Source organism: Akkermansia sp. NBRC 115031 (assembly GCF_030268505.1).
Taxonomy (GTDB): domain Bacteria; phylum Verrucomicrobiota; class Verrucomicrobiia; order Verrucomicrobiales; family Akkermansiaceae; genus Akkermansia; species Akkermansia massiliensis.
Genome location: NZ_BSQU01000001.1, coordinates 166,199 through 177,827, shown reverse-complemented (window position 1 = coordinate 177,827; position 11,629 = coordinate 166,199). Strand labels below are relative to the sequence as shown.

Genomic DNA, 11,629 nt, shown 5'->3' with positions numbered 1-11,629 from the left:
GGAAGCGGCGGAAACGCTTTTGCGCCACCGGGTTTAGGCTTGATTGGCCAGCGGGCGGAGTATACATTCCTCCCCATCATGTCCGAGCGCAAGAAACCATATCCCTTTGACGTTTTTGAACCCAAATGGCAGCAGATCTGGGACGAAAGGAAAACCTTTAAAGTAAGCAATCCCGGAGAAGAGGGCTTTGACGCGTCCAAACCCAAATACTACGTGCTGGACATGTTCCCCTACCCCAGCGGCGCGGGCCTGCACGTGGGCCATCCGGAAGGGTATACCGCCACGGACATCGTGGCGCGCTTCAAGCGCATGAACGGCTTCAACGTCCTTCACCCCATGGGGTGGGACTCCTTCGGCCTTCCCGCGGAGCAATACGCCATCAAGACCGGGCAGCACCCCTCCGTCACCACCTTCCGGAACATTGACAACTTCCGCCGCCAGCTCAAGATGCTGGGCTTCTCCTATGACTGGGACCGGGAAATAGCCACGACGGACCATGAATACGTACGCTGGACCCAGTGGATCTTTCTCCAGCTCTACAACTCCTACTACAACAGGGAACTGAAAAAGGCGCGCCCCGTCTCCGAACTGGAGGAACAGGGGCTGAGCCGCGAGGAAATCGACCAGCGCCGCCTGGCCTACGTGGCGGAAGCGGCCGTCAACTGGTCCCCGGACCTGGGCACCGTCCTGGCCAACGAGGAAGTGGAGGAATGGAAATCCAAGGGCCACCGGGTGGAACGCCGCCCCCTGCGCCAGTGGATGCTGCGCATCACGGACTACGCGGAGCGCCTCATTGACGAACTGGAGCCGCTGGACTGGCCGGAATCCATCAAACTGCTCCAGCGCAACTGGATAGGCAAATCTGAAGGGGCGGAAGTGGACTTCACCCTGAACGGGGAAACCATCACCGTTTACACCACCAGGCCGGACACCCTCTTTGGAGCCACCTACATGGTCCTCTCCCCGGAACACCCGCTGGTGGACACCATCACCACGCCGGAACAGAAAGACGCCGTGGAACAGTACCGCGCCCAGTGCGCCTCCAAGAGCGACCTGGAACGCACGGACCTCTCCAAGGAAAAAACGGGCGTCTTCACCGGAGCCTATGCCGTCAACCCCGCCAACGGGGAACAGGTCCCCGTCTGGATTGCGGACTATGTGCTGATGGGTTACGGCACGGGAGCCATCATGGCCGTTCCGGCCCATGACGAACGCGACTTCGCCTTCGCCCAGGTATTCGGCCTCCCCATTCTCCAGGTGGTCCAGCCGCCCAGTGAAGACATTGACTGGCGCGGCTTCTGCGGTTATGAAGGCGCCAGCGTGAACTCCGGCTTCCTGACGGGGCTGCCCACTCCGGAAGCCAAGGAAAAAATGATCCTCTGGCTGGAGGAAAACGGCAAGGGCCGCCGCAAGGTAAACTACAAGCTCCGTGACTGGCTCTTCTCCCGCCAGCGCTACTGGGGGGAACCCTTCCCCATCGTCTGGGAAGACGGCCGCCACCGCGCCCTGCCGGAAAGCGAACTCCCCGTGCTCCAGCCCGATCTGGACGACTTCGCCCCCACGGGCGACCCCCGCGGCCCGCTGGTCAGGGCCACGGAATGGATTGCGTACACTCCCACGGCCCACCGTGAAACGAACACCATGCCCCAGTGGGCCGGCTCCTGCTGGTACTACCTGCGCTACCTGGATCCGGAAAACACGGAACGCTTCGTCAGCCGTGAGGCGGAACAATACTGGATGGGCTCCACCGGCAACCCCGGAGGCGTGGACCTGTACGTGGGCGGCACGGAACACGCCGTGCTCCACCTGCTCTATGCCCGCTTCTGGCACAAGGTTCTCTTTGACCTGGGCTACCTCACCACCAGCGAGCCCTTCCAGAAGCTCGTCAACCAGGGCCTCATCCTGGGGGAAGACGGCCAGAAAATGTCCAAGTCCCGCGGCAACGTCGTCAACCCGGACGACATCGTCCGCGAATACGGAGCGGACTCCCTGCGCCTGTATGAAATGTTCATGGGGCCTCTCAAGGACGTGAAGCCCTGGGCCACCAAGGGGGTGGAAGGCATCTCCCGCTTCCTGGCCCGCGTCTGGCGCGTGGCCTTCCGGGAAAACCAGGAAGGCGAATGGGAAATCAACCCCAAGCTGGCGGCGGACGCTCCGGAAGCCGACGTGCTCCCCGTGCGCAAGGAACTGCACAAAACCATCAGGAAAGTGACGGAAGACATCAATGACATGTCCTTCAACACCGCCATCGCCAAAATGATGGAATGCACCAACGCCATGACCTCCGCGGACGTGGTGGACGTACAGGACTATGACGCCTTCCTGACGCTGCTGAACCCCTTTGCCCCCCATCTCACGGAAGAAATTCACAGCCGCCTGCAAGCGAAATTCCCCGCCCTGGCGGAAACGCAGCTCTGCCAGAAAAACTGGCCTGTCTGGGAGGAAGCCCTGCTGGTGGAAAACACCGTTCCCATGGTCATCCAGGTGAACGGCAGGCTGCGGGACAAGCTGGAAGTGCCCAAGGACATCTCCCGGGAAGAACTGGAAAAGCTGGCCCTGGCCTCCGCCAAGGTAAAAATCTTCCTGGACGGCGTCACCGTGCGCAAGGTAATTGTCGTGCCCGGCCGCCTGGTCAACATCGTAGCCAACTGACACCCCGGAAAGACTCTGCCATCATGACCATGATCGCCCCGTCCCTGCTGGCCGCCGACTTCTCCCGCATCGGGGAGGAAGCGCGCCGTGCCTTTGACTCCGGAGCCGACTGGCTGCACCTGGACATCATGGACGGCCACTTTGTGGACAACATCTCCTTCGGCCCGGAAATCTGCGCCGCCGTCAGAAAAGCGGTGGGGCCGGACCGTTTCCTGGATGCCCACCTCATGATTGAACGGCCGGACCACTACTTTGACCGCTTTGTCAAAGCGGGCGTCAACCTCATCTGCTTCCATGTAGAGCTGGGGGACCCCCACTACATCCGCGACACCCTCAGGCGCATCCGGAAAGCCGGAGTGAAAAACGGTCTGGCCGTCAACCCGGCCACTCCCTTTGACGCCGTAGTTCCCTACCTGGAGGAAATAGACCTGCTGCTGGTCATGTCCGTGGTGCCGGGCTTCGGCGGACAATCCTTCATGCCCTCCGTGCTGGACAAGGTGGAAAAAGCCGCCGAATGGCGCACGGAGCACCAGGCCCCTTTCCTGATTCAAATGGACGGAGGAATCGGCAAAGACAATGCCGCGCAGTGCGCCCTGGCCGGGGCGGACGTGCTGGTGGCGGGCTCCTCCACCTTCAAGGCTCCGGACATGGCCCGCGCCATTGCGGAAATGAAGTAACCTGCGAACGGTCCTTACCCAGCCCGTTATTCCGGAAAATCAAAAAATCCGGCATTCCCGGGAGGAGTGCCGGACTCTTTCATTCATGGCTCCGTTAATCAGAACCTGCGGCGGCGCATCAGCAGGGCGGCCAGCCCCAGCAGGCCGAGGGAGGCGGAAGCCGGTTCCGGCACGGCAGCCAGCGTCACTTCCGCCCTCAACGCCGGTCCCCATACGGAACCCTCCGTACTGGTAAAGCCCGCATTCTTATACACATCCCCGATGTCCACGCCGTCGGCTTCCTTGCCAAGCCTCAATCTGGCGGAGGAAAAGCTCACGTCACCCCAACTGGTGGCATCTGAAATCTGCGTCGTCGTAAAAGCCACGTAATAAGTTACGCCGCTATCAAGCTGCAAATTATTGAACACGGCCTTCTCCCAGGAGGCCGCTCCGTCTCCGGCGCCATCTCCGGCCATGTCAATGGTGGTCGTGGACTGCCCCACGAACGTCGTTCCGTCCTTGGTGGCGGCGGAGGAAAAAATCGTCACGTACAGCCCGTCGGTGGCATCCGTCCTGTTCGTCGCCTTGGCAATATCCAGTGATTGCAGGAACACCGTGGAATTCGGTGAAATCCCTTCCCCGGAGGAAAGAAGCATGTGGTCCAGGTCAAAGGAAAAACCGTAATAGGCTCCGTATCCCCCGGAAGTCAGGGTGGAAGGATCGTCTTTGGTCGTCGTGCTCAACACAGTAGCCGCCTGTGCCGTTGCCAGGCTGGCCAGAACACCAAGAATACATAGGCACTTCATAAATTTATTCTTATTAATGGGTGAAATACGGAATGGAACCCGTTGCCCAAGGAAATAGCGGATTATGAATCCGTTAAAGATTCTACAATCCGGAAAAGCTGTCCATCTCCAGGCCCCGGCTTGGCTGGAAAAAACACCAAATGGACATTCCATCAACATTTCCCACATTCACTTTTTACGGCCGCATATCGTCTGGTAGTCCAGGACCTCCCGGCTCTGATGGATGCCCTCACCGGAATGCAGTGACGGCTATTAAAAAAAACTTCCGCTATGCTCCAGAAAGAGTTTCAACAACGAAAAGCAGGAACTCTGCCGCTTTCAGGCGCCAGTGCCGCAAAGCCACACTCCATCAACACTTCCACCGTCCCCTTTCACAGCCGCATATCTCCCGGGAGCCAGGGCCTCCCGTCCTGATGGAGGCCGCCGCTGAAGCGTAAAGATGGTTATTAACCATTACTGGAACGAAAAGAAAGCCCATTACATCAGGAACACCCTCTGACAATTCCCATGATATGGACAAGCTCAAATTCTCCAAAACCTTTTTCTTTCAATTTTGTAAGCTTGACTCCGGATTCATAATCCGGAGACATCATGGCCGCACCCCTTCCCGGACCGCAGCTACTCCGCAGAGACGCCCATCATATCTCCCTGACGGGCAAACAACTCCATGCCTTCCGCCGTCTTTTCCAGAAGGTCGGGAGCCAGGCGTATTCTGCCCGGTTCAAAAAAGCACATCACCGTGGAGCCTCCAAAGGCAAAATACCCCTTCTCCCCCCCTCTTGCGGCGGGAACGTCCGGAACGTACGTCTCCTCAATCAGCCCCACCCCGGTGGCGCCCACCTCCAGCATGGCGACCTCTCCCCACAACTCCGACCGGATCAGGGTCAAATTCCTTTTATTAGTCCATAGCCACGCCAGCCGGCGGCGCAGGCAGTACGGAGACACGCTCGCCAGCGGACCGCCCAGCCTCGTCCACGGGCCGGGCACCCCGGACACCGGAAAATGAAAACGGTGGTAATCCGTGGGGCACAGGCGCGACAAAACGACGGCGCCTTCCGCATACCGTCCGGCCAGCGCTTCACTCCCCATAAGGGAGGGCAGGTCAAAACTCTGCCCCTTCACGAAAACGCTCTTGATTCGGTCAGCGCGTTCCCAGCCCATGTGCCGGGCATCCGCGGGAAAAACGGCCGTATCCTCCCCACCGGCCAGAGGGCGAGCTCCCGGTTTCAGGCGGCGGTAGAAAAAATCGTTGAAATGCTTGAACTCTCCCATCCCCTTGAGGGAATCCTCCATATTGATGCCGTACTCCTCCACAAAAGAGTGGATGGAACGCGCGCTGGAAGGACGGTTCTTCAGCCACCCCAGCAGACGGGAAAAAACGCCGCGCTTGATCAGGACATGCAGTGCAGCCCGGCCTGTGGAAGTGCCGTAAATCCATTGCAGGTACTTCTCCCCCAGCACCTGTTCCCGTTCTTCCCTGCCCGTGTAGCGGTTGTAATAGCGTATGCCCTCCATGAAACGCCTAGAGTGTCGCCCGCTTCCCCATTTGTCCAGCCGAAAGAGACTCGCCGCTTCCTATTTCTCCTGTGCGCGCTCCGGATCCTCCTCCATACCGGAATCCTTTCCTTCCGCCGCGCGGTCATACCATTCCCGTGCAAGATTCAAATCCTGCGGAACTCCATTGCCGTGTTCATAACAGGCGGCCAGCAGGTACTGGGCGTCCCTCTCGTCCGCGTCCACAGCCTTACGCAGCCAGTACATGAACAAATCCTCATTCTTCTCCACCAGGCCGCCTTCCCGGTACTCCAGGGCCAGGTCAAACATGGCCTCCGGCTTGCCCTGCTCCGCTGCAAGCTGCAGCCAGTGCAGGGCCTGCGTATCGCTCTTCTCCGCGCCCAGGCCTTCATGAAAACAATCATACAGGTCAAAGGCGGCATCCGCATCTCCCGCATCCGCCTTCTGCTTCAACCCGGGCAACGCCCTGTGAAACCACTCCTCCGCCCGGTCCGGGTCCTTCTCCACGCCGTCCCCCTCCTGGTAAATGCGCCCCAGACGGAACTGGGCGGAGGGATTCCCGGCTTCCGCCTGCCGGACGATCTTACGTTTCCACTCCTCCAGAAACTTCTTCATCCTGCCGCTTCTCCATTTCAGCGCCACCAGAAAAACGACCGCTACCAGCACCATCAGCAAAATAGGCGTCCATTCCAAAAAATCATTCAACCAGTCTATATGCATCTTATCTTTATATTGGATTGCTCCGGCTTCATCCATCACAAACTGTGAACGCGGAAAAATATCCCATGCCGCAGGAAATGCACCGCTTGCCTGCTTCCCTTTTCCGGACAGACTGTCCGGAAACCATAATAAACCATCCGGAAAGTTGTTCATCCGGCGTCCTCCCCAACATAAAAACCCTCCTTAAAAGAATATTAAATAAATAACCATTTAAAACCATTTATCAAAATAATCACCTCCCTTACCATGCAGACATCATTAAAAACAACTGCACTATTCATTCTACGCACCCCGTGAGGGTGCGACTGACATGGACAAGCCGCTTTGTCTTGGCTCCCGGGTTTCAATCCACGCACCCGTGAGGGTGCGACCCCATCAGCCCCCCCCACTAAATTTGATTGGCAGAGTTTCAATCCACGCACCCGTGAGGGTGCGACTCTGAAATCGGGGAGTTGTTCACCATCCCCAACAGTTTCAATCCACGCACCCGTGAGGGTGCGACTGCTGACTGGCAACGGTAATCCTCAGCAACTCTGGTTTCAATCCACGCACCCGTGAGGGTGCGACCCTCATGTGCCGGACATGGCCGCGGCTGGTGAAGTTTCAATCCACGCACCCGTGAGGGTGCGACACGATTCAAGATGCGGTTAATGCCGGAATTGTGGTTTCAATCCACGCACCCGTGAGGGTGCGACCTAATACTTTTATATCTCTAATACACCTTCGGTGGTTTCAATCCACGCACCCGTGAGGGTGCGACAGCTTGGAAGGAGCCGAAAATGGCCGATATGGTAGTTTCAATCCACGCACCCGTGAGGGTGCGACTGCATCCTTGCAGTATGCTATGACATTAAGCCTGTTTCAATCCACGCACCCGTGAGGGTGCGACAACTAGTGTATGACAAGAGTTTTGCCCATGACCTGTTTCAATCCACGCACCCGTGAGGGTGCGACGGCCTGGAGGATACGGGTTGAGCATCAAGGACGCAGCAAGGGGTTTGCGCCAACCTGATGCGGAAGCCGGATACGGTCAGGCCCGATAAGAGGTGATTCTTTTGTCAATATCCATTTCCCAATCACTTGCAGCAAGCGTCGGTCTCCCGGGAATTTTCTGTGAGCTTGGGGTTGGCGCAAGGCGGCATCAGACGCGGCGTTATTCCGTAATATTCCATCTTCGCCGCGTCCGGTCCGGCTTGCATTCAACTTGGTTCATTGATGCTAGCCGTTCCCCTCTGCCGCGTCCAGCAACATCTTCCATGTTCCTTCAAACAGAACCGTGCATCCCCGGAGCCGCCAACATGGAGACACATAAACAACAGGCCTCCCGGGCGGCGCGCCGTTTTCCCCATTGCCGGAAGCCGAATTCCCCTCCGGTTTCCGCTGCCATTAAAAAGGAGCCGCCCTTGCGGACGGCTCCCGTTAACGAATGAATGACGGAATATCCCTTACAGGGCCGTCGGAATTTCCTTGCCCAGTTCGGACGCCTTCTTGGCGGAGCCGTCCCCGGCAATGCGTTCCAGAATCACGTCCTTGTAGCTCATGCCGCCCAGGATGATCGGCAGCACATGCACGTCGTGAGGAACCATTACGTCCAGCACGTACGCCTCCGGGGATTCAATCATGCGGGTGATGGCCGCCGGAAGTTCCTCTATGCGGAGCACGCGCTCGCACTTGACGCCGAATCCGGCGCAGATGAGCGGGTAGTTCGGGTAGATGACGTCTTCCGTCTTGTGGGTGGGGTCATAGCTGTCGTGCGGGTCCGCCAGGAAGGTCTGGGCCCGGTTGGAGTCATATTTCAGGTCTTCCCACTGCACCACCATGCCCAGGTGCTGGTTGTTCAGGATGATGCATTTGACAGGCAGGCGCTCCACGTGAATGGTAGCCAGCTCCTGAATGTTCATGAGCATGGAGCCGTCTCCGTCAATGTTCACCACCAGCTTGTCCGGACAGGCCAGGCACACGCCCATGGCGGCGGGAAGGCCGTAGCCCATGGTTCCCAGGCCGCCGGAGGTAGCCAGACGACGGGGCTTGTCGAATTTGAAGAACTGGGCGGCAAACATCTGGTGCTGGCCCACGCCCGTGCAGATAATGGGATCCTTGTCCGCCGTCTGGCGGTAGAGTTCCTCAATGACGGCCTGCGGGGAGATATAGCCCTTGCGGTCTTCATAGGAGAAGGGGTATTGCTTCTTCCAGTCTTCAATCACTCCGAACCATTCCGGAGTGCGGGTAAAGCCGGAGGATTTGCGTTCCCAGCCTTGAGCGGCCAGAGCGGCGTTGAGAACCTGGAGGGCGTCCTTCACGTTCGCGCGGATGGGGTGCGCCACCTTCTTGTTCTTGTTGATCTCGCTGGCGTCAATGTCAATGTGGACGATGGTGGAGTCCGGGCAGAACATGTTGACGGCGCCGGTCACGCGGTCGTCAAACCGGGCGCCCAGGGCGATCACCAGGTCCGCTTCATTCACGGCGTTGTTCGCAAACACGGCTCCGTGCATGCCCAGCCAGCGCAGGGAAAGAGGGTGGGTCTCCGGCATGGCTCCTATGCCCATCAGGGTGGTCGCCACGGGAATCTGGGTGCGTTCCGCAAATTCCAGCAGGTCCGCGGAGGCTTCCGCGGAGATGATGCCGCCGCCGCCAAGCCTGCCGCAGCTCCGGCTGCCGAACCCGGCACGACGGAGGAAACTCCTGCGGAAGACGCTACCGGAACGGAAGAAACTCCCGCTGCGGATAACGCGACTGAAGGCGGCGACGCCACGGCGACGGATGACGCCGCTTCCGACGACTTTTAAGATGCCTCCCCTTCCGGGGATGCCATCGCCTTAATTTCCACCACGCTCCGCCGGCACGTACGGCGGGGCGTTTTTTATCCCCGTTCCTCCGGAACAAAAGCAAGTTTGCCGTTATTTTCACCTTCTCCTCATCCTGAAAAAAGAGAACGGAAAAAATGCGTTTTTAAGCGGGACCGTATTTCCGGGAAGGGGAAACTTCCTCCGCTGAATATCGGAAAAGCTACCGCAGGAAAGGCAGGGAGGCTCCCTGCCCGGATGGGGGCAGAATGGCCGTGCCGGGGAATACGCCGTTTTCCCGTGTTTTCCCATGGACAGCCTGCGGAGGAATGGCTTGCCTGAAAAGCCCGGAGGATTTCACGGGAACCGCATGGAGCGCCGCAAGCCTTTGCGGCAGATGAAAAGAAACTGAGAGCCAGCGAACGGATATTGAAAAAAGTCCGTTAATCAAAACAGCGTACGCCCTCCGGCCGCCTGTTCATGCGGAAGCCGCAGAAATTGGCGGCGCTTACCGCAGGTCTTTTCAGAACAGGAACGCGGCGCGGAGAAAAGCGCCTGTGAACAGCCCGTTTCATGGAGAAACTGCCCTTCCGGCAAAGGCGGTCACAAGCTGGATGCCCTGCCGGAAGCAGGGCATTCCCATTCACCCGCCTTCACCAGAGGCACATCTGCCGGCCCTGATGGAAAAGAAACCGGAAACTGCTGCGGAATCTCAATTCCCGCCCTTCTTCACCTGGTCGGGCCACGGAACGGAGCTTCCTTCCGGCGCGCCCAGTTCATTACCCTTCTTGTAGGTGGGCATCTGCGCCTTCCGCTCGCGGAGCAGCTTGCCCATCAGGCCGGCCATTTCCTTCAACTTCCGCGGCTCCCTGGCAGCCAGGTTTTCCTTTTCACCGATATCCTTCTTCAAGTTGTACAGCTCAAAGCTCTGGTTCCCATGACGGTAAATCAGCTTCCAGTCCCCGTGGCGCAGGGCGGTGGAAGCACCGTACTGAGGAGCCTGACGATTGTTTTCCCCCCAGTTGTTGGGCTGGTGGAACAGCAGGGGACGGTCCGCAGGGAACCGGCCTCCCTTGAGCAGCGGGACCAGGCTCAGGCCGTCCAGCTTCTGCGGAACCTTGGCGTTCCGGCATCCCGCTATATCCAGAAGGGTCGGGAAAAAGTCGTCAATCACCACCGGAACAGCGCACCTGGAACCGCCCTTCGTCACGCCGGGCCAGGAAACGATCATGGGCTCCCGGATGCCGCCCTCCATGCACGATCCCTTGCCGAAGGAAAGGGGATAATTGGCGTCCTCATTGCCCAGCCTGCCGGAAATGGCCAGGCCGCCGTTGTCCGACATGAACACCAACACCGTGTTCTTGTCCATGTCATGCTCCTTGAGGTACTTCATGATATCCCCCAGGCTCTTGTCCATCCCCTCGATCAACCCGGAATAATGCTTCTCCACCGGAGACCACTTGTGCCCGTCCTCCGGATTCTTGTAGGAATCCGCAAACCTCTTGTCGTAGGCGCGTTCATCCAGCGGGGAGTGCAGGGCGTACTGGGCCATGTACAGGTAAAAGGGCTTGCCGGCCTCCTTCGGATTGGTCCTGATGGCTTCCAGCCGCTTGAGGGCCTCAAGAGTCAGCGCCTCCGTCAAAAACACGTCGTCCTGGTAATAATTATTCTCATCCAGCCCGCGCACATGGTTGAACCCTTTTCCGTAATGCTTGGAACCCCGGTAATCTGCCGGGTGACCGATCTCCGTACCCGCAATATTGTAGTCAAACCCCATATTCAACGGGTTGGATCCCGGCGTTCCCTGGGTGCCGAAATGGGCCTTCCCGCAGTGCACGGTGACGTAGCCGCACTTCTTCAGCATCTCCGGCAGCGTGGCCGCCGTGACGAAGGGGCGCGTCATGTTGTAATGCATGTCTTCCCCGGAAATGGGGCGTTTCGTCGTCCCCCGGGCGGGAATCCCGACCGGCTGGAGGCCGTTGAGGGCCCAGTCCGGCGGCTGGAGATTTTTGTTGTTGCGGTCCGTCGTTCCGTTCTGCTCCCTCACCCAGCAGGTCACGCGGTGCCGCGCCGGATTCATGCCGGACATCAGGCTCACGCGGGAAGGCGTGCAGAGGGGGTGGGCGTACGCATCCGTAAACGTCATGCCCTGCGCGGCCAGCTTCTCCATGTTGGGCGTGCGGTAGCGCTTGTTCAGGAACGTCTTCTTCGGGTTGCCCCGGTCGTCGGACCAGAACGGGTGGGACGTATCCTGCCAGCCCATGTCATCCACCAGGAAAACGATGATATTGGGCTTCTTTCCGGAAACGGGGTGGGAAGTATTGCTCTGGGCGGACGCCCCGGCAAGCAGGGAAAACGCGCCGCAGGCGGCGGACAGGAGACAGGCGGAGAACTTCATGGTCGCAACATATTTAATATAATCGTCAAAATCCTTTCAACCTAAAAATACGCACAAGCAACCTCTGGTCTTTCCTCTTTTTTCCGGAAAAAGGCATCA

Annotated in this window: 8 protein-coding genes and 1 CRISPR repeat array; of the genes, 3 read left to right on the top strand and 5 right to left on the bottom strand. The window is 58.7% G+C overall.

The window, feature by feature from the left end; genetic code table 11:
• Positions 1–78 precede the first annotated feature (78 nt).
• Both leuS and rpe read left to right on the top strand, forming a co-directional pair.
• Entirely contained in the window at positions 79–2,652 is a 2,574-nt protein-coding gene (leuS, locus tag QSJ36_RS00695; RefSeq protein WP_285466105.1) for a leucine--tRNA ligase, read from the top strand.
• 23 nt (positions 2,653–2,675) lie between these two features.
• The gene (gene rpe, locus QSJ36_RS00690; protein ID WP_022396713.1) at positions 2,676–3,329 is read left to right on the top strand and encodes a ribulose-phosphate 3-epimerase; all 654 of its coding nucleotides are present in this window, start codon (positions 2,676–2,678) and stop codon (positions 3,327–3,329) included.
• Positions 3,330–3,427: 98 nt separating this feature from the next.
• Here the strand turns inward: rpe and QSJ36_RS00685 are convergent, their stop codons facing one another.
• From QSJ36_RS00685 to QSJ36_RS00670, 4 genes are all read right to left on the bottom strand, one after another.
• Positions 3,428–4,114, bottom strand: a complete 687-nt coding sequence (locus tag QSJ36_RS00685; protein ID WP_146019258.1) for a PEP-CTERM sorting domain-containing protein — start codon at positions 4,112–4,114, stop codon at positions 3,428–3,430.
• Between the two features lie 618 nt (positions 4,115–4,732).
• A complete protein-coding gene (locus QSJ36_RS00680) occupies positions 4,733–5,629 on the bottom strand; it encodes a phosphatidylserine decarboxylase (RefSeq protein ID WP_285466101.1) in 897 nt (298 codons plus the stop codon).
• A gap of 60 nt (positions 5,630–5,689) precedes the next feature.
• Entirely contained in the window at positions 5,690–6,349 is a 660-nt protein-coding gene (locus QSJ36_RS00675) for a tetratricopeptide repeat protein (RefSeq protein WP_285466100.1), read from the bottom strand.
• A 275-nt stretch (positions 6,350–6,624) separates the two neighbouring features.
• Positions 6,625–7,303: direct repeats of the CRISPR family, unit length 31 nt; unit sequence GTTTCAATCCACGCACCCGTGAGGGTGCGAC.
• A 491-nt stretch (positions 7,304–7,794) separates the two neighbouring features.
• Positions 7,795–8,940 (bottom strand): thiamine pyrophosphate-dependent enzyme, encoded by a 1,146-nt coding sequence (locus tag QSJ36_RS00670; RefSeq protein ID WP_285466658.1) that lies wholly within the window; start codon positions 8,938–8,940, stop codon positions 7,795–7,797.
• Between QSJ36_RS00670 and QSJ36_RS00665 the strand changes: the two genes are divergently transcribed.
• Positions 8,866–9,135, top strand: a complete 270-nt coding sequence (locus tag QSJ36_RS00665) for a hypothetical protein (protein WP_285466110.1) — start codon at positions 8,866–8,868, stop codon at positions 9,133–9,135. The two genes, QSJ36_RS00670 and QSJ36_RS00665, sit on opposite strands and share 75 nt — an antisense overlap.
• A 709-nt stretch (positions 9,136–9,844) precedes the next feature.
• Here the strand turns inward: QSJ36_RS00665 and QSJ36_RS00660 are convergent.
• Positions 9,845–11,530, bottom strand: a complete 1,686-nt coding sequence (locus tag QSJ36_RS00660) for a sulfatase (RefSeq protein ID WP_250715264.1) — start codon at positions 11,528–11,530, stop codon at positions 9,845–9,847.
• Between the last annotated feature and the right edge of the window lie 99 nt (positions 11,531–11,629).